A 19319-nucleotide genomic window follows, 5' to 3' on the forward strand; every position below is an offset into this window, starting at 1 on the left:
AACTGGATCTTTTGATGGTATCAGATATTGCCTTTAATGGAGCCAGGATCATTAGCGCTTTAAAGGAGGTTCCCGTGACACTGACAGACGATTTTCCTACTTCTTCAGCCCCGTTGAGCTGCTGCCCACGCAGTCGGATCAAACGCGCCGCCAAGCGCGCAAGCTACGACCGTGCACCAGCCTATGCGCTGATTGACCGCTTGAAGACGGCTCATGTGGCCTTTGTCGAAGAGGGCGAGCCGCGGATCATTCCCATCACCGCCTGGCGAATGGGCGACGACCTGTATCTGCATACACTCAATGGTGGCAGGTTGGCTCAGCGGCTGGAGTCGGGCATACAGCTATGCCTGTCTTTTGCGGTAACCGAGGAGTGGGTCATGAGCAAGTCTGCCTACAACCACAGCGCCAACTACCAATCGCTGGTGCTCTTTGGCAAAGCCGAGAGGGTAGAGGATGAAGCCGAGTTTGATGCGGCATTCAGAAGCGTCATCAACGAATTGGAGCCGGGCCGCTGGGAGCAGGTACGCGCACCCAACGCCAAGGAGCGTAAAGTCACGGCCCTGTTTCGTATTCCCATAAAGGAGGGGGCGTTCAAAAGCCGAACCGGCGGTCCCAACGAGGAACCTGAGGATCTCGACCTGCCGGTTTGGCACGGAAATTTGAAAGTCCAGTGATCCAGTCGAAACGGACCGGTCACTCTACCGGTCGCTTTGCATCGAGCAAGTCCGTCTCGTTTTCAATGGCTCGCTCCTCGTTGACCATCCCGTCTATGTGGGTGTCAGGGCTGACATCCATTACCTCTTCCGCATGCAGTCTGCTGGTCGAGGATGGGCCAGGCTGTTTCTTCGACCCCTCTGAAGGCTCTGTCCCCGGTGGCAACTCAGTCGCTGCGTCAACCAGCGACTGCCGGGTTGACGGTGAATCAAACCGAAGCCGGTAGATAGGCTCCGGCATCGAGAACCCCTGTTCATCCAGGGTGTTGGTTACCGTTTGAATCGCCAGGCTGCGGGCGCCGCCAAAATCCGTTTCGTGCTGATTGATCCAACCGGTAAAGTTGAGGACAGTGTTCGAATCTCCAACCGAAGCAATGATTGCTCTGGCGCGAGGCTCTTTGAGTACAAAGGGTAAAGACTGCATTGCATCCACCCCCACGCTCATCGCGCGGACGGCGTTATCAGCGGAAGCAACACCGAGCTCAAACTTGAAACGACGTTGTGGATTTCTCGTGTAGTTGAGGATGACCCCCTTGAAGACCATGGCGTTGGGGATTCGCAGCTGGTTGCCATCCAGAGTCATCAACACCGTGGCCCGGGAGGTAAGACGCACAACCTTGCCTTCGAACTCGTTGATGACAACGTGATCGTTGGCTCGGAAGGGCTGCCGCAGGCTGAGCATGATGCTGGAAATGTAGTTCTCCATGGTATCGCGGACGGCAAAACCTATCGCCAGGCCAACGACACCCGCACCCCCCAATATCGTTGCCATCAAGGCTGTTGCGCCCAGCAGGTTGAGGGTAACCACCAATCCAACCAGTATCGCCACTATCCTTACTGCTTGCGCCGCAAGCTCTGCGACAAAGGGATTGGGTGTCAGTCGCAGCCACAGCCTTGACCAGCGAGCCAGGCTGTAACCGAGGTAGACGACAACAATGAATATCAGCAATGCCAGTCCAACCAGCGGTAACGCACGCAGCCATTGGTTCAGGTCTGATTGGATCTTGGCCAGCATCGGCGACAGATTACCCTGCACATCAAGCCGGCGCTCAATGCCGTCGTCCACGGTAACGACCCCGGGGAATTGCGAGGCCAGGCTCAGAGCGCGTTCAGCCTGGACATTGTTGGATACCGACCCCGAAAGCAGTACCACGCCCTCCCTGACCTCGACCTCGACGCCGGCCAGTGGCTCAAGCATCTGATAAACGCCAGCTATGCGCGCCTGAATGCGCTGGTCCTCTGAACTGTTTTCAGACGTGGTATCAATGTAGGCAGATATCTCGCTTTCCGGCAGCTGAGCTTGGGCTGCAGGGAGGCAAAGGATCGCCAGTAGAGTCGCTAGCGTTATACTCCACCGCACCCTCGGAGTCGCGAAAGGTGAACTGCCCTTGGATACCGTCATGAAAAACTCTCTGTGCGAGCTGTGTTTGTGCTTGTACGCATGTATTTCTCTTGTTGAGCCCAAACAGGCTATAGGGCCATAAAGTCAGTTCGTCTCAGGCACAAACTGATAGTGACCGGTAATCGGATAGGTAAACAGCACATCCTCCAGCTTCGGACCGGCACCTATGTTGTGTACTATCAGTGGTCGCCCGGAACCCGCAGCTATCTGATCGGTGACAATGCCGATATGCGGCAAATTGCCCGGTAACATCCATGTCACCATGGCGCCGGGTTTATAGTCTGGCGCCTCAGTGGACATCGGCAGCTCTATACCATGGCGTCGAAAAAAGGTCTGCAAATTGGGTACCCGCCTATGATCGATATTGCTGTCGGGGCGGTTCAGTCCCCAGATACGCTGGGAAGGGTAGCTACTGAAGTTGACGCTCATGTCTTCATGCACCAACTGCTGCAGATCGACACCCAGCTTACGGTAGGAACGTATGATGACGTCTGTGCATACGCCAATATTGGCCGGTACGTCGCCCCCAGGATAGTCGATACGCAGGTAAGACCCATCGTAGCGTACGGTGTGCTCCGTCCGTTCCAGCGCTGCCAGCACCAGCCGTTGCTCAAAGGCAGATGAATCAGCAAATGCTGGCGAAGAAAGAACGCAGCCCAATATGATCAGCAACAAACTACGCATAAAATCCCCAATCCGTTTAGCTGCAACGATGGTTCTGCCAGATTTCGACTTTCACTTTGATCTACGCACTCAAGGCCATTTGCTTCTGACTCTCATAGACAAGATAACCACCGCAACGTTTTTCTCCCAGGAAATACTCTAGTCAACGTGGTTGTTTTCAGCATCCATTGATCTGAATTGGCCATTCCGTGTTAAAGACAGTAACAGGTGTGCCGATATCTCAAGCAATGCAATTTGTTTTGATCAAGCAATATGACCCTCATTCCTACCCGTATTGTAGTGGTCTAATACCGGATACCAACGTAGGTGGTAAAAACGCCACCATAAGCGAGGTGTCAGATGACCACTACACTTCAAGACACGCACCTAAAGGATGGCCATAGATTGCGCCAGAAAGCCAATATATGATTGCTGCCGTTGGCTAGGGAGATGGGCCAGGAATATGGGGTCCTGGTTACGCTGCGTATGATTACTGGAAATGGGTAGAAAAAATTTCAAAGTCCTTTAACTCTCTGGCTTGATAGCATGAGCCTGATTTTTGCACCACGTCTGTCGTTTTAACTACACCACCCCTTTGAACTGAGAAAGCAGTATGTTCCGAAATGCAACCCTCAGAGGAATCGTGATTGAGCTCCACAAAAAAAATGTAGGCGCCGTTAATAAAGTGTGTATGTACAATGGAGGTGTTGGCGTGGGTCACGAAACGACAGCTTTCGCCACCATTGCTTGATAAAGGAAGTCTTGTTCGAGGCTGCCCGGAAACAGCCAAGCTGCAATCCTCGTCGAGTGAGACCGAGGTGCCGAAAGCTTCAAACGTACTTATAACGGGAGCTTGAGCAAAGATGCTGGAGCAAATAGACAGACTTAGTGCCGCTAGCTTTAGTTTCAAAAACGTAGCTCCCAAAGCCAAATTGTTTGCGCATTCCAATAACTGGACCCAACAGCGCGCTCTTTGTCCCAAAGATCAATATGCCCCTGTCCGGAAAAGCCAGGGATGTTCATGAAACAAATGACACCCTGCTTTCCTTTGGCATTCGAGGGGACGGTATTGTTACTAGTCCCGTCCCAGCCATAAGATCTTGGCCCCAGCACAATAGGCTGTGCCAATATAGAGGCTAGATCTTGTGCGCCACGGATGTACGAGTGGGGACACTTATTTCTGCTGGACTGCTGGAAAACGGTTAAAAAATATGAGTTGGTCTTAACCAGTGCCTCGCTCATTCGAATAGCGCAGGTATTAGGGAAGTGCATAGAGCACTGGTGGATGTCGGTTGGGTCGGTTGTATAGTTCGACTTCAAACTAGTGAACTGGGGCTTTATCATTGGCTTCCTTGCTTTTTAATTATTGCTCCGTGCTCCGGAGCAAAAACTACCGCGGCCCCGGTGATTCGTCAACTGACAAAATAGCTTCTTCGACGTTTCAGGTGGATTTGGTCTGAACAAGCAGGCGTTACGCCGGGTTGCGAATCAAGTAGATCATTGAAATTAGCCCCATGCCTGTATCCGCGTGCAGGTGATCTGGCGCTTGAACGAACAGAATCAGTGATTCTGGGCTGGAATAGTCCGATGAGGTCCGGCATGACCGAAGGGAATGGTGGGCCCAGTAGGACTTGAACCTACGACCAAGCGATTATGAGTCGCCTGCTCTGACCAACTGAGCTATGGGCCCGTACTCTTGCAGCAGAGGCGGATTATACGGACTGGTGAACGTGCTGGCTAGGCTGCTTTGGGGTTTGGATTCCCTTCGAATCCTGTCAGCGGTTGGCTGCACAGAATCCGAAGGGGCAGGCGTTACTCTTCGATGGTGATGCTGGATTCCAGTTCGGCCTCAATCTGTTCACGGGTGAAGGGTACCCGGTGCCATTGCTTGGCTGAATAGGCTTGCGTGTAGTCCGAGTAGTATGGGCTGCTCGGGTCTGTGGATTGAGCGTGTGAGACCAGCGTATAGGCCCTGACCGGTTCGTCTTCAGGGAAGTCCACGACGTGCATGTAGCTGTTGCGCAGCACGGTGAAGTAGCCTTCCCAGCCCTCGCCGCCGTACTGCGGGATCTGTTCGCCGGGCTTGAGGAAGAACTGTACGTCGGCAACTCGGGCGTTGAGCGGCACACCACTGGCTACCAGTTCGTCGACGGTTGTCGAGAAAGCACTGCGCAAGCTGTTTCGGACACCTGCACTGCTGTTCAAGCCGTCCGGAGTGTTGATCGGATCATTGGCATCGAACGGTGTTGCGTACAGGTCAAGATCCCGGATATTCAACCAGAGTGCACTCCAGATATGCGCGCCTCTGGCTTCCAGGTTTCCTGTGTTGTCCCAGCTCGAGAGTACCTGGCAGGCCTGTTGCTCGCTGGCCGGTGCATTGCTGTCACAAACCGCGGCCAGTACCGCCGTTTTGAGCCGCTCGGCGCTGTAGACGCGACTGTTGAGGGAGATGTCGCGAATATTCTCGCTACTCGCCAGGTGGCCGTTGAGCCCATCGGCGCCGGCCAGGCGTTCCCGTGCCAGCGTGTGCCCCATACGGGTACGCAGGCTCTGGGCGTAATCCTCGCGGCCGATGATGCCGGCGAAACCGGTCAGTGGCTGCTCGGGGTTGCTCAACCAGTAGCTGTCGTTCATGTTGGCTACATAGTCTCTGCTGAACAGGCTGGGCAGATTGCCCGGACCGAAGGCGCCAGGTTGTGCCGAGTCTGGGTCGGTGCGCCAGTTGCACTCGGAACGGCTACCATCCAGCAGCGGCAGCCCGGGCACCATTTGCAACACGGCGGCGCCAAGACCAGGTACCAGGCAATCCGGCAGCATGCTGTCGGGTACATTGGGTACGGTGGTGATGTCGGAATAGAGCGCGCGCTGGTCGTTGCGGCCGACCGCTGTGGTGTTGACCCAGGGTATGCCAACATAGTCTCGGGCAAGATCGTAGAACTCGGTCAGTGACTCGGCATGATTCCAGGCCAGGAAGTTCTGGAAGGCACGGGTGTTTTCGAGGTTGACGTCGCGCAGTGTGAAGGCGCTCTGATTACTCCAGCCCGGGAGACCAAGGCCGCTCAGGTTGATCATCGGGCCATAGCTGGAGCGATAAAGCGTGCGGGTCACGGGGGCCAGGGAACCATCGCTCTGCTTGACCTGCACGGTGATTTCGCTGGCTGTCATTGCGTGCTCTTCACCATCGATCAGGTAGCGGGTAGGGTCCCCTTCAACCAAGGGCAGCTGGAAAAGGGTAAAGCGTCGGGCGGTTGAGACGGTATGCGCCCAGGCAATGTCGTCGTTGAAGCCCATCAACACCATGGGGGAGCCGATGATGGTTGCGCCGGAGATATCCAGCTTCCCGGGGATGGTCATCTGTAGCTGATAGAAGCGGTCTACCCCGAGTAGATACCAATGCGGGTTAGCCAGCAACAGGCGCCGCCAGATTCGGTGGCGTCGCCACCAAAGGCAAAACTATTGCTGCCGATACCCTGCTTGCGTCCCAACAGGAAACGCTCCGGGTTCAGATCAAGCGGGGTATTTTGGTGGTCAGTTTTGCGGAGGGAGCTGGCACCGATAGCGGGTGGCTGGGCACCGCTGATCTCTTCCACCCAGTTGGCGCTGCTGGCAGCCAGATTCAAGGCGATTAGCCGTTGCAGCACGTCGTCTTCGCTGATTGAGACCAGCCAGTCCTCATTGCGGCAACCGGCATGTCGGCCGGCGTGCTCACCGTCTTTGATCTCTTGTACATAGCGGCTGTAGCCGGCCGCAAAACCCTGAGTCAGCTCCAGTAGCTCCGGCTCTTGATCGTCCTTGAAGCGTGCTAACTGCTGATCATCCACCAGAAAGCGGAAAAAGAAGTCAGCTTCCAGGTTGGGGGGTGAGCCGAAGGTGCCCATGGCTGCCGCCGGCTGGTCCGGGCCAAAGTGGCGCGAACGCTCGCCGCGAAAGGTCACGAAGGCATCTGCGAGAACGCATAGGTTGTCCTCGGCGACGGCATAACCGTGGCCGTAACCGGCACCGCCGTAGGTCTCGGCGGTAATGTGCGGGACGCCATAGGTAGTGCGTTCGATGGTGGCGTTGTAGCTGACCTCGGGCGAAGTGGGTGGGGCGTCATTGCTGCTTCCACCGCCACCGCTGCTTAAGCAGCCGCCTAGCAGCACGGCGGTGGTCAAAAGACCGAATTGGGTGAGTGCGCGGTATCGCAAAGCGTTTTGCATTGTCGTTTCCTCTTGTTTTTATAAGACCTCAGGGGTCTACTCGAGGAGACTAAATAAAAATGATTATCAATAATTGAATACAGCAGCTATTTGCGCTTTTGCCGTCAGAGCATGTCGATCTTCATCGCCTTTGCTACAAAGGATGGTGTCAGACCAAAAAACTGCTTGTAGGTGCGAGTCAGGTGCGCCGAGTCGGAAAAGCCGACATCGTAGGCGATGGCGGACAGTGGTTCACCTCGGGCGATGAGTTCGACGGCGCGGCGCATCCTTGCCCAGAGGATGTAGCTCTTGATCGGGATACCCAGCTTGTCGGAAAACAGGTGGGACAGACGGTCAGGTGACAGGCCGACTTCGGCAGCAATGTCTGCGACGGTGCTGGTGAGGGGGAGTTCTTTCTTGATTTTCTGCGCCACATGCAATGCGCGCATATCCATGGGCACCTTGACGGGCTGGTAACCGCTGATGGCCAGGGGGAGTTCGGTAGTGAGGCGAAACAGGGCCGCCTTGTCCAGGGTGCCAGAGCCGATTCGGAGCATGTCCTGCGGGTTAATGGCGCCCGGTTTGAGGATCACCGCTCGCACTGCCTGATTTCCCAGAAAAGCGGTCAGTGCGTGGTGCTCGTAACTCTGCGGATCAAAGTTGAGCGACAACAGGGCTGTTTCACTGGCATCGAGCGATCGCGGGGTATGGCGCGCGACCAGTGCGGCCTGATAACGCTGGCTCTGGCCGTTGGGGTTGCCGAGCACAAAGCCGGCATCGTTCAAGGCAACGAGCAAGGTTACGGTGTGGCGCTGGGTGACATCGGAGGCCATGCCGGAAGTGATATACAGAAACCGATCATCCCAGACATAAAGGTGGTTTTGGTAAGACATCCCTGCGGCTCCTGAGTCGACTGCTGCGCGCCAATGCAACGCGCCGGACAATTGGAACTGTAACAGAAAACTACACGAAAACGCCCGGCATATAGCCGGGCGTCGGGTCGTGCCGGGATCGCTTACTCGTCGAGGAAGCTGCGCAGGTGATCGCTGCGCGTCGGGTGACGCAGTTTGCGCAACGCCTTGGCTTCGATCTGACGAATACGCTCGCGGGTGACGTCGAACTGCTTGCCGACTTCCTCCAGCGTGTGGTCGGTATTCATGTCGATACCGAAGCGCATGCGCAGTACCTTGGCTTCCCGTGCGGTGAGGCCGGAGAGTACGTCGCGGGTAGCTTCCTTGAGGTTTTCCACGGTCGCCATGTCGATCGGCGAATCCATGGTGGCATCCTCGATGAAGTCGCCCAGGTGCGAGTCTTCGTCATCACCGATCGGCGTTTCCATCGAGATCGGTTCTTTGGCGATCTTGAGTACCTTGCGGATCTTGTCTTCCGGCATCTCCATACGCTCACCGAGCTCTTCCGGCGTCGGTTCGCGACCCATTTCCTGCAGCATCTGGCGGGAAATACGGTTGAGCTTGTTGATCGTTTCGATCATGTGCACCGGAATCCGGATGGTGCGTGCCTGGTCGGCAATCGAACGGGTGATCGCCTGGCGAATCCACCAGGTGGCATAAGTCGAGAACTTGTAGCCACGGCGGTATTCGAACTTGTCGACCGCTTTCATCAGACCGATGTTGCCTTCCTGAATCAGGTCGAGGAACTGCAAGCCACGGTTGGTGTACTTCTTGGCAATGGAGATCACCAGACGCAGGTTGGCCTCGACCATTTCCTTCTTGGCGCGCCGCGCACGGGCTTCACCGATCGACATGCGTCGGTTGATGTCCTTGACGTCGGAGATGGCCAGTGCGGTTTCTTCTTCCAGCGCGGACAGCTTGTTCTGCGCCTTCTGGATATCAGGCTTGAGCGCTTCCAGCGCTTCGGCGTAACGCGGTTTTTTCGCCAGCAGCTCATCCACCCATTTCTGGTTGGTTTCGTTGCCGGGGAAGCCGCGCAGAAAATCGGTACGCGGCATACGGGCGTCACGCACACACAGCTGCATGATGGCGCGTTCCTGGGCGCGAATCTGATCCTGAGCACCACGCACACGACGCACCAGGGCTTCGTATTGCTTGGGCACCAGCTTGATCGGCATGAACAGCAGGGCCAGCTCGTCCAGCTCGGCGGTCGCCTGTTTGCTGCCGCGCCCATGCTTTTTCAGTGCTTTCTTGGCTTTTTCCAGCTGATCGGCAACGGCAGTAAAACGCTGGCGCGCGAGTTCCGGATCCGGACCGCCATCACCTTCGTCGTCGCTGTCGTCATCGTCATTGTCGTCATCGTCGTCTTTGTCATCCGCCTTGGCCTTGTCGGCTTTCGGACCCTGGGCCGGCGGTTCGTTGCCACCCGTCGCGGACAGACCATCGTCATCGGGGTCGATGTATCCGCTGAAGATTTCGGACAGACGACCGCCTTCTTCTGTTACCCGGTAGTAGTTGGCAAGAATGCCATCCACGGTGCCGGGGAACATGGCGATAGCCGACATGACTTCGCGAATGCCTTCCTCGATGCGTTTGGCGATTTCGATCTCGCCTTCGCGGGTCAGCAGTTCAACGGTGCCCATTTCACGCATATACATGCGTACGGGATCAGTGGTTCGACCGATATCGCTCTCTACCGCAGCGAGTGCGGCGGCGGCTTCTTCGGCGGCGGCTTCATCAGCGTCATTGTCTGCCAGCAACAGCGCATCGGCATCTGGTGCGGCTTCAAAAACCGTGATGCCCATGTCGTTGATCATGCGAATGATGTCTTCAACCTGCTCTGGATCGGAAATATCTTCCGGCAGGTGGTCGTTGACTTCCGCATAGGTCAGATAGCCCTGCTCGCGACCGCGCGCGATGAGCTCTTTGAGACGGGATTGCTGTTGCGCTTTTCCGGACATAACAACCCTTGTGGATGCCTTGGTGTGCAAAAAAGTAAGCTGCGGATTATACCCTGATTTCAGGGCTCCGCGCCAGTTGGATAGCCTTTCATTGGTCGGCTACGGGTGTTTTGCGGCTACTCAGCAGTGTTCTGAGTTGCTGCTTTTCCTCGGCGTTGAGCGGTGTTTCCGCTGCCTTGGCCAGTAGCTGTTCGATATGCCGTTCTTCTTGCCTGGCCATCAGTATAGCTATGGTGTCGAAAAACTGCTGTTCAAGGTTGTCGCTGGAACTGTTCAGCAGCCATTCCTGTTCGGCCAGCTCGCTGAGCTGGTCACCCAGGGTGGTGCCATGCCAGCGCGCCAACAATTGAATGGTGGTTTGCTGCGGGTTCTGTTGCAGGCTGCGAATCAGGGCGACCAGCAGCTGGCCTTCATCGCTGACTTCGTCAGCCAGACGCTCGATCTGGTCAACCGTGGCAGCCAGGTGCGGGTGGTGCAGCAGGGTGCGCGTGGCCTTGATCATCGGGCTCTCGACCTGATGGGGCATGTCGCGCTTGCGCGCCTTGCTGCGGCGCGGTTGCTCCGGCCAGTGTTCGGCGTCGGATTCGTCGGCCCGGTCAGGGTAGTCATGGTTCGGTGGTGGCTCGTCATCTGCACGCGGTGCGGGTGGCGGCGGCAGGCTGTCGAGATCCATGCCGGTGCGTCGCTCCAGTTCCTGGCGCAGCAGGCGCTTGAGCAGCTTGCCGGGGATCTGTTCGATCAGCGGCAACGCCAGGCTGGCAAGATGGGCCTTGCCTTCCAGGCTGTCACTATTGACCTCTTCACCGAGGTGACGCAGCAGATAGTCACTCAGCGGCAGGGCCTGCTGCTCCAGGCGGGCGCGGAAAGCGTCGGCGCCCTCACTGCGCACCAGGCTGTCAGGATCTTCGCCGTCAGGCAGGAACATAAAGCGTACCTGGCGACCATCGGTCATTACCGGCAGGGCATTTTCCAGGGCACGCCAGGCGGCCTTGCGGCCGGCGTTGTCGCCGTCAAAACAGAACACGACCAGGCTGACCACGCGGAAAAGCCGCTTCAGGTGTTCTTCGGTGGTTGCTGTGCCCAGGGTCGCCACCGCATGGGTAATACCTTGCTGGGCCAGGGCGATAACATCCATATAGCCTTCTACGACCAGAATCTGATCGAGTTGGCGGTTGGCCTGGCGTGCTTCGAACAAGCCGTAGAGCTCGCGACCTTTGTGAAATACCGGGGTTTCCGGCGAGTTCAGATACTTGGGTTTGTCGTCGCCCAGCACCCGACCGCCAAAGCCGACCACGCGGCCACGGCTGTCACGAATCGGAAAGGTAATGCGGTCACGCAGGCGGTCGTAACGGCGACCATTGTCTTCGTTCTCGATGACCAGCCCGGCATCGATCAACTGTTTGACTTCGTGTTTTTCGCGCACCAGGTGGGTCATCAGGTTATCCCAGCCGGGTGGCGCAAAGCCGATGCCGAAGCGTTTGGCGATCTGGCCGCTGAGGCCGCGGCCTTTCAGATAATCCACCGCTCGTTCGCGTTGCGCGTGGTGGCGCAGCTGCTGGCGATAGTAGCCATCGGCAACCTCCAGCAGCGCGTACAGCGGACTGTCCTTGCGCACGCTGGGTGTGTTGCGTGAGCCGCGACTGGCCTCTTCCCGCGGTACCTCGACACCGACCTGGCGGGCCAGGGTCTCGACTGCTTCGGGGAACTCCAGGCGATCGTGATCCATCAAAAAGCCGATCGCGTTACCGCCAGCACCGCAGCCAAAACAGTAATAGAACTGCTTGTCCGGGCTGACGCTGAACGAGGGCGACTTTTCGTTATGGAAGGGGCAGAGCGCGGAGTAGTTCTTGCCGGCTTTCTTCAGCTTGATGCGATCACCGACCACTTCGACGATATCGGTGCGGGCCAGCAGGTCGTCAATGAAGCCCTGGGGAATCAATCCGGCCATGGCACGCCTCGCTAAGTGGTCGGGAACGCAAAAATCCAGCCGGTTTCCATGATCTGGAAGGCTGGACCTGTGCGCTGGATACCGGCAGGCCGTTCATGGGGCCGACTCGCCTGGAGCCTGGCCGAACGGCTAGACAGAACTCAGTACAGACGCTCGCGGCGACGCTGTTCGCGCTGCAGCTTTTTGGCGTGACGCTTGACGGCTGCAGCAGCCTTGCGCTTACGCTCGGTAGTGGGCTTTTCGTAGAACTCACGGCGACGGACTTCGGCCAGTACGCCGGCCTTTTCGCAGGAGCGCTTGAAGCGGCGCAGGGCCACGTCGAAGGGTTCGTTTTCTTTAACTTTGACGGCAGGCATTATGTACCTTTCTCAAAACTGTTCGTAAGTCATGCCGCTGAAACAAGTCGGCGACACATTGCATTTCAAGGGGAGCGGATATTAACGCCTAAAAACGGCGATTGCAAAGCCTGTTTGGCTTTTATTTATCGACCGTCAATCCACAGGGCCTCGAGTGAGCGGCAAATGCCGCGTCGAGACTGGTTTGCAAGGGCGTTGGGCATTATGATGCCCGGCACAGCAATTATCCACTGGTTGGCTCCATTATGCGTGTTCTGGGTATTGAAACTTCCTGCGATGAAACCGGTATCGCGCTCTATGACAGTGAGCGCGGCTTGCTGGCCGATGCGCTGTTCAGTCAGATCGATTTACACCGGATTTATGGCGGTGTGGTGCCGGAGCTGGCCTCGCGGGATCACGTCAAGCGGTTGGTGCCGCTGGTACGCGACGTCTTTGCCAAGGCGGATCTGCCCATGGGCGCGGTTGATGGCCTGGCCTATACCGCCGGCCCCGGACTGGTCGGTGCCTTGCTGGTTGGTGGTGCTTTTGCTCGCGCCACTGCACATGCCTGGCAGGTGCCGGCGCTGGGCGTGCACCATATGGAAGGCCACCTGCTGGCGCCGATGCTGGAAGCGCGGCCTCCCGCCTTTCCCTTCGTGGCCTTGCTGGTTTCCGGTGGGCATACCCAACTGGTGCAGGTAAATGGTATCGGTCAGTACCAGTTGCTTGGTGAGTCGCTGGATGATGCGGCCGGAGAAGCCTTTGATAAAACAGCCAAATTGATGGGCCTGCCTTATCCGGGCGGGCCGGAGATTGCCAGGCTGGCACAGCAGGGCCAGGCTGGGCGTTTTGTCTTTCCGCGGCCGATGACCGATCGACCAGGGCTGGACTTCAGCTTCAGTGGCCTGAAAACCGCGGTATTGAATGCATGGCATGAATGCCAGCGCCAAGGGGATACCAGTCAGCAGACCCAGGCGGATATTGCCCGGGCCTTCGAGCAGGCAGTGGTCGAGACCCTGGTGATCAAGTGTCGCCGTGCGCTGAAGGCAACCGGGATGAAAACCCTGGTGATGGCCGGTGGGGTCAGCGCCAATCAGCATCTGCGTCAGGCCCTGGAAAAAATGACGGCCGGGCTGCGTGCCGAGGTGTTCTATGCGCGGCCGGTGTTCTGTACCGATAATGGCGCCATGATTGCCTACGCGGGTTGCCAGCGGCTGCTGGCCGGACAGCACGATGAAGGGGGGCTGATTACACGTGCCCGCTGGCCGCTGGATCAGTTGCCGGCACTGGCCTAACGGCGAAAGCGGGGCTCGTTACCGGTCAGCAGGCGCCCAAGATTGAGGCGGTGGCGGAGCAGAATCAAGGCGACCAGCAGGCTGATGGGCGGCAGCAGCACGGGATACAGCCAGAGTGTCAGGGGCAACAGCGCCAGGCAGGTGAACATCGAGGCCAGCGAGGCCATGCGTTGCCAGGCAAAGATCACAGCCCAGAGCAGGGCACACAGCAAACCCAGTGGCCAGGCCAGAACCAACAGGGCACCGGCTGCAGTGGCGACACCCTTGCCACCCCGAAACTGGTGGAACAACGGCAGCATATGGCCAACAATGACCGCGAGGGCAAGCCAGCCTTGCTGCAGGCTGGACAAGCCCAGCCAGGTGCCAAGCGCAACGGCCAAGGCACCCTTGCCGGCATCGCCCAGCAGGGTACCGATGGCCAAGGGACGCCCGCCGAGCCGCAGCATGTTGCTGGCGCCGGGGTTGCCGGAGCCAAATTGGCGGGGGTCAGGCAGCTTGCCCCAGCGGCTGAGCACCACGGCAAAAGAGACCGAGCCGAGCAGGTAGGCAAGCAGCAGCAGGATCAACCAGGTTGCGGACATGGCGCAGCCTCAATAGTCAAAATGACAGTGTAATGGACAAGCGAGGCGCATGTGGATCAGGTTTTTATCAAGGGCTTGCAGCTGGACGCGGTGATTGGCGTCTATGACTGGGAGCGCACCATTCGCCAGCCACTGGTGCTGGATCTGGATATGGCCTGGGATATTCGTGCCGCTGCCGAACATGATGACCTCACTGCCACTCTGGATTACGCCGTGGTCACCGAGCGGGTACAGACGCTGGTGCAAGACAGCAGCTTTCAGTTGGTGGAAACCCTGGCAGAAACTGTCGCGGCGCTGCTGCAGAAAGAATTCGGCATCCGCTGGTTGCGCTTGCGGGTAACCAAGCCAACCGCGATTCCGACGGCCAGCGGCGGGGTTGGTGTACTGATAGAGCGGGGTGAGCGGCCGGCATGACCCGGGTGTTGTTGGGCGTAGGCAGCAATCTTCAGCGCGAAACCCACATTTGTCGTGGCCTGGATGCGCTGCAGGCCTTGCTGGGTGAGCTGCAGGTTTCGCCGTTGTTTGAGAGTGAAGCCATCGGGGTCGACGGCCGCCCGTTTTACAATCTGGTGGTAGCGGCGGATACGCACCTGGCGCTGGATGATTTGCTTGCTGCACTCAAGGCGATTGAAAGTGTCTGTGGCCGTCGGCAGACCTCGGACCCGGGGCAGATTACTCTGGATATCGATGTGCTCTGTTACGGCGAGTTAAGCGGCGAGCACGCCGGCGTACTTTTGCCGCGTCCGGAAACGACCCGAAATGCCTTTGTGCTCTGGCCATTGGCACTCTTGCTGCCGCAGGCGTGCTTGCCTGGCGATGGGCGCTGCTATGCTGAACTATGGGCGAACTGGTCCGGCGCGCAAAAGCTCTGGCCGGTAGCCTTCGAGTGGCAAGGGCAGGCGCTGACGCCGGACACTTTGTTGCGCGCGTATGCAGATATCACTGATCAGCACAGCACTGAGCCCCTTTGAACAGACCTGCTTTCAGTCGGTCTTGAAGGCCGCCACGGCATGCAAGCGGGATTTCTCCAGCGCCTTGCCAAGCTCTGCCCCTTGTAAACCCTGCTCCAGTAATGGCTGTACGCTGACAGCGCGTGCGTGCTCGGCGGCCTTGCGCAAGTAATCGGCCTGAGGGTAGGGCCTGTCTTCCAGCCCCGTCCGACCCTGGGCATCGGCCTGGCAAGCACCGAGAAACTGCTCGAAGCGCTCGGGCCGGCGGTAGATATCAAAGGCCTTGAACAGTTTCAGCAGGGTCTCCGGGCGTAATTCCAGCGCGCGGTGGCAGTGGGTGTGGTACTCGCATACCAGTAGCGCCAGTTCCTGACACTCACGCGGCGCCTTTACCCGCTGGTTGACGGCCTTCACCGCTGCCAGGCCTTTCTTTTCATGGCCATGGTGTTTCGGCCAGTGTTCTTCCGGTGTCAGTCCCTTGCCCAGATCATGCAGCAGGCAAGCCCAGCGAGCCGCCAGCGGCAACTCCAGACGCGCGGCCTGTTGCAGCACCAGTAACTGATGGATGCCGGTATCCACTTCGGGATGGTGTTGCTCCGGCTGGGGTACGCCGAACAGGCGGTCCACTTCCGGCAGCAATTCAACCAGGGCGCCGCAGTCGCGCAGGGTCTGCACAAAGATCTCCGGGTTGCGCTCCATCAGCGCGCGGCTGATTTCCTTCCATATACGTTCTGCATTGAGCGCCTGGAGTTCGCCGGACCGGGCCAGTTCACGCATCAGGCTCAGGGTTTCTGCCGCGACCTGAAAACCCAGGTGATGGTAGCGGGCGGCAAAACGGGCGACGCGCAGCACGCGCAGCGGGTCTTCGACAAAGGCCGGGGCAACGTGGCGCAGGATGCGCGCTTGCAGGTCAGCCTGGCCACCATAGGGGTCGATCAGCTGGCCCTGATCATCCATGGCCATGGCGTTGATGGTCAGGTCCCGGCGTTGCAGGTCCTGCTCCAGGGTCACATCCGGGCTGGTGTGAAAGGTAAAACCGCCATAACCGACACCGCTTTTGCGCTCGGTACGAGCCAGCGCATATTCCTCGCCGGTTTTGGGGTGCAGAAAGACCGGAAAGTCCTGGCCGACCGGGGTATAGCCGGCGTCCAATAGCTGCTCCGGTGTTGCCCCGACCACCACCCAGTCGTGTTCATCATGGGGATAGCCCAGCAGGCGGTCACGCACGGCGCCGCCGACAAGATAGGTGGTGTAAGACATGGATAATCTGCTGTCGCTCGGTGTCAGCGCAGGCTAAGACTTTCTGCGGGGCACTGCAAGCGGCCGTTAACTGGGTGGCTGGGAAATACTGATTAACCCCCAAACCTGTGAGGCTCGGTTGGCGCTGCCCCGCTCTGGACCGTTAGATGCCAGGCGACCGCCAGGGATGGCGGAAGAGCAGAAAATGCAGGAGCAATTTTCTGCCAGTGCATCGACGAGCCCCAGGGACGGCTTGTAGCGTGTCTGGGACAGATGGCTGGCAATGCCCCCGGACAAAAGCTAATAATCAGTATTCCCTAAATCGGTGGCAGATTGAGGTTGAAACGCGGCATGCTGTCATCTTCCCTTTCGTGTTGCGGCGGCACATGCAGAGCATCAACCAGGTTATCCCCCTGCATACATTCCAGGTGCACATCGAAGCCCCACAGCCGATGCAGGTGGCGCAACATTTCTTCGCTGGATTTACCCAGGGGTTTGCCGTTGTGGCGCTGATGGCGAAGGGTCAGTGAACGGTCACCGCGGCGGTCCACATCCCAGATCTGGATATTCGGCTCGCGGTTGCCCAGGTTGTATTGCGCCGCGAGCAGTTCACGTACCTGGCGGTAGCCGTTTTCATCGTGAATTGCACTGATTTCCAGCGCATCGTCCTGATCGTCATCGACGACGGCAAACAGTTTGAAATCGCGAATCACCTTGGGTGAGAGGTATTGCAGAATAAAGCTTTCATCCTTGAAGTCGCGCATCGCCAGTTTGATGGTCTGCAGCCAGTCACTGCCGGCAATCTCCGGGAACCAGCGCTGGTCTTCCTCGGTGGGGTGCTCACAGATGCGGCGGATATCCTGCATCATGGCGAAGCCCAAGGCATAGGGGTTGATACCGCTGTACCACTTGCTGTCGAACTCGGGTTGCATGACCACACTGCTGTGCGATTGCAGGAATTCGAGCATGAAGCCGTCGGTGACCTTGCCCTCGTCATACAGGTGATTGAGCAGGGTGTAATGCCAGAAGGTTGCCCAGCCCTCATTCATCACTTGCGTCTGACGTTGCGGGTAGAAGTACTGTGCGATCTTGCGCACGATGCGAATGATCTCACGCTGCCAGGGCTCGAGCAGCGGGGCGTTTTTCTCGATGAAGTAGAGCAGATTTTCCTGCGGCTCGCTGGGGTAGCGTTCCCTGGTCTGGCGGCGCTCGACCTGTTCCGGGTTGACCGGGATGGTACGCCAGAGATCGTTGACCTGACGTTGCAGGTACTCTTCGCGCTCTTTCTGCCGCTGGCGCTCTTCGGCAGCGGAAATCGGATAGGGGCGCTTGTAGCGATCAACCCCGTAATTCATCAGCGCGTGGCAGGAATCGAGCAGGTCTTCCACGGCATCGATACCGTAGCGATCCTCGCATTCACTGATGTACTGACGGGCAAACACCAGATAGTCGATGATGGCGCTGGCATCGGTCCAGGTGCGGAACAGGTAATTGCCCTTGAAGAAGGAATTGTGGCCGTAGCAGGCGTGGGCGATGACCAGTGCCTGCATGGTCATGGTGTTCTCTTCCATCAGATAGGCGATGCAGGGGTCGGAGTTGATGACGATCTCGTAGGCCAGGCCCATCTGCCCGCGCTTGTAGTTTTTTTCCGTATGCAGGAAATGCTTGCCATAGGACCAGTGGTGATAACCCAGCGGCATACCGACCGAGGCGTAGGCATCCATCATCTGTTCCGCGCTGATCACTTCGATCTGGTTGGCGTAGGTATCCAGGCCGTAAATATCGTGGGCAATGCGTCCTATTTCGCGGTCATATTCGCGGATCAGCTCGAAGGTCCATTCCGAGCCGGTGGAGATGGGTTGGCGGCTCATGTGGTCATCCTCTTCTGGAACAGCTTGCGGAATACCGGATAGATGTCGCCGGGATCGATAATCTGCTGCTGGGCAAAGTGCTCGGGGAAATGCTCGCCGACCTGCTCATAGGCGTACCACAACGCCTGGTGGTCACGCGGGGTAATTTCCACATAGCAGTAATATTGCATGGCCGGCATGATCTGCTCCTTGAGCAGACGCTGGCAGATCGGCGAGTCATCATTCCAGTTGTCGCCGTCAGAGGCCTGGGCACAGTACAGATTCCACTCCCCGGGGGCGTAGCGTTCCTGAATGATCTCGTGCATCAGACGCAGAGCGCTGGAGACAATGGTGCCGCCGGTTTCCCGCGAGTAGAAAAATTCCTCTTCGTCGACTTCCTTGGCGCTGGTGTGGTGGCGAATGAAGACCACCTCAATGCGTTCGTAATTCCGTTTGAGGAACAGGTACAGCAGGATGTAAAAGCGCTTGGCCATGTCCTTGGTGGCCTGGGTCATGGAACCGGACACATCCATCAGGCAGAACATCACCGCCTTGGAGCTGGGCGACGGCTGCTTGCTGATCAGGTTGTAGCGCAGGTCGAAGGTGTCGAGGAAGGGCACCTTGTCGATGCGTTCGCGCAGGCGCTGGATTTCAGCTTCCAGTGCCTGGATATCGCTCAGATTGTCCGGTTGCTCCAGCCGCAGCTGCTCGAGCTCGCGTTCGGCCGCACGCAGCCGCGCCCGGCTGCCACCGGAGAGGGCGATACGTCGGGCATGTGCAGCGCGCATGGAGCGCACGATGTTGATGCGTGAGGGATTGCCTTCACTGCTGATGCCGGCCCGTACCGATTTGAAGGTGTCGGTACCGACCAGATGACGCTTGACCAGGTTGGGTAACGCCAGATCCTCGAACATGAAATCGAGAAATTCGTCCTGGGTGATCTGGAAGACGAATTCATCCATACCCTCGCCGCTGTTGGCGGCATCACTGCCACCCTGGCCACCGCCGCCGCCCTCCGGGCGCGCGACGCGGTCGCCACTGACGAACTCGCGGTTGCCGGGATGGACCTGGGTCTGCCGACCTCCAGGGCCGTGATGGAAAATGGGTTCATCGATATCCCGACTGGGAATGCTGATCTGCTCTCCCTGGCCAATATCGGTAATCGAGCGCTTGCCAACCGCTTCGGACACCGCTTTCTTGATGTGCGACCGGTAGCGGCGCAGGAACCGCTGGCGGTTGACTGCGCTCTTGTTCTTGCCGTTGAGGCGGCGGTCAATCACATAACTCATGCGG

15 protein-coding genes, 1 tRNA gene and 1 pseudogene are annotated in these 19319 nt (G+C 58.1%); 4 read left to right on the forward strand and 13 right to left on the reverse strand.

Annotated elements, in window-relative coordinates; all coding sequences use genetic code 11:
- Positions 1-14 precede the first annotated feature (14 nt).
- Complete coding sequence (locus BLU07_RS00195) at positions 15-674, forward strand: pyridoxamine 5'-phosphate oxidase family protein (RefSeq protein WP_092382997.1); 660 nt, start codon at positions 15-17, stop codon at positions 672-674.
- A gap of 19 nt (positions 675-693) precedes the next feature.
- On the opposite strand, the gene BLU07_RS00200 is transcribed toward BLU07_RS00195, so the two are convergent.
- The 9 genes and pseudogenes from BLU07_RS00200 to rpsU all read right to left on the reverse strand — a co-directional run bounded on the left by BLU07_RS00200 (position 694) and on the right by rpsU (position 12132).
- A complete protein-coding gene (locus BLU07_RS00200) occupies positions 694-1911 on the reverse strand; it encodes a mechanosensitive ion channel domain-containing protein (protein ID WP_197675038.1) in 1218 nt (405 codons plus the stop codon).
- A 288-nt stretch (positions 1912-2199) separates the two neighbouring features.
- A complete protein-coding gene (locus BLU07_RS00205; protein WP_092383001.1) occupies positions 2200-2799 on the reverse strand; it encodes a DUF1287 domain-containing protein in 600 nt (199 codons plus the stop codon).
- A gap of 885 nt (positions 2800-3684) precedes the next feature.
- The gene (locus tag BLU07_RS18020; RefSeq protein ID WP_092383003.1) at positions 3685-4122 is read right to left on the reverse strand and encodes a T6SS effector amidase Tae4 family protein; all 438 of its coding nucleotides are present in this window, start codon (positions 4120-4122) and stop codon (positions 3685-3687) included.
- Positions 4123-4391: 269 nt separating this feature from the next.
- Positions 4392-4468: transfer RNA gene (locus tag BLU07_RS00215), tRNA-Ile, on the reverse strand.
- A gap of 122 nt (positions 4469-4590) precedes the next feature.
- Positions 4591-6977: pseudogene (locus BLU07_RS00220) on the reverse strand (penicillin acylase family protein).
- A gap of 104 nt (positions 6978-7081) precedes the next feature.
- A complete protein-coding gene (locus BLU07_RS00225; protein WP_092383005.1) occupies positions 7082-7849 on the reverse strand; it encodes a helix-turn-helix transcriptional regulator in 768 nt (255 codons plus the stop codon).
- A 122-nt stretch (positions 7850-7971) separates the two neighbouring features.
- Entirely contained in the window at positions 7972-9828 is a 1857-nt protein-coding gene (gene rpoD / locus BLU07_RS00230; protein WP_092383007.1) for an RNA polymerase sigma factor RpoD, read from the reverse strand.
- An 88-nt stretch (positions 9829-9916) separates the two neighbouring features.
- Entirely contained in the window at positions 9917-11776 is a 1860-nt protein-coding gene (gene dnaG / locus BLU07_RS00235; protein ID WP_092383009.1) for a DNA primase, read from the reverse strand.
- Positions 11777-11916: 140 nt separating this feature from the next.
- A complete protein-coding gene (gene rpsU, locus BLU07_RS00240) occupies positions 11917-12132 on the reverse strand; it encodes a 30S ribosomal protein S21 (protein ID WP_080049340.1) in 216 nt (71 codons plus the stop codon).
- Positions 12133-12377: 245 nt separating this feature from the next.
- On the opposite strand from rpsU, the gene tsaD reads away from it, so the two are divergent.
- Positions 12378-13406 (forward strand): tRNA (adenosine(37)-N6)-threonylcarbamoyltransferase complex transferase subunit TsaD, encoded by a 1029-nt coding sequence (gene tsaD, locus BLU07_RS00245; protein WP_092383011.1) that lies wholly within the window; start codon positions 12378-12380, stop codon positions 13404-13406.
- Here the strand turns inward: tsaD and plsY are convergent.
- Positions 13403-13987, reverse strand: a complete 585-nt coding sequence (gene plsY / locus BLU07_RS00250; protein WP_092383013.1) for a glycerol-3-phosphate 1-O-acyltransferase PlsY — start codon at positions 13985-13987, stop codon at positions 13403-13405. The genes tsaD and plsY overlap by 4 nt on opposite strands.
- A gap of 51 nt (positions 13988-14038) precedes the next feature.
- On the opposite strand from plsY, the gene folB reads away from it, so the two are divergent.
- Together folB and folK are read left to right on the forward strand one after the other, a co-directional pair.
- Entirely contained in the window at positions 14039-14401 is a 363-nt protein-coding gene (gene folB, locus BLU07_RS00255; protein ID WP_092383015.1) for a dihydroneopterin aldolase, read from the forward strand.
- Positions 14398-14958, forward strand: a complete 561-nt coding sequence (folK, locus tag BLU07_RS00260) for a 2-amino-4-hydroxy-6-hydroxymethyldihydropteridine diphosphokinase (RefSeq protein ID WP_092383017.1) — start codon at positions 14398-14400, stop codon at positions 14956-14958. Before folB ends, folK begins: the two co-directional genes overlap by 4 nt.
- Before the next feature lie 12 nt (positions 14959-14970).
- Here the strand turns inward: folK and BLU07_RS00265 are convergent, their stop codons facing one another.
- The 3 genes from BLU07_RS00265 to BLU07_RS00275 all read right to left on the reverse strand — a co-directional run bounded on the left by BLU07_RS00265 (position 14971) and on the right by BLU07_RS00275 (position 19315).
- Positions 14971-16197: a multifunctional CCA addition/repair protein gene (locus tag BLU07_RS00265; RefSeq protein WP_092383019.1), complete on the reverse strand. Its 1227-nt coding sequence runs from the start codon at positions 16195-16197 to the stop codon at positions 14971-14973.
- 296 nt (positions 16198-16493) lie between these two features.
- Positions 16494-18047, reverse strand: coding sequence for a SpoVR family protein (locus BLU07_RS00270; RefSeq protein ID WP_092383021.1), 1554 nt, complete (start codon positions 18045-18047; stop codon positions 16494-16496).
- The gene (locus BLU07_RS00275) at positions 18044-19315 is read right to left on the reverse strand and encodes a YeaH/YhbH family protein (RefSeq protein WP_092383023.1); all 1272 of its coding nucleotides are present in this window, start codon (positions 19313-19315) and stop codon (positions 18044-18046) included. The genes BLU07_RS00270 and BLU07_RS00275 overlap by 4 nt, the downstream gene beginning before the upstream one ends.
- Positions 19316-19319: the final 4 nt, after the last annotated feature.

It is taken from the genome of Halopseudomonas salegens (assembly GCF_900105655.1).
In the GTDB taxonomy this organism is placed as follows: Bacteria; Pseudomonadota; Gammaproteobacteria; order Pseudomonadales; family Pseudomonadaceae; genus Halopseudomonas; species Halopseudomonas salegens.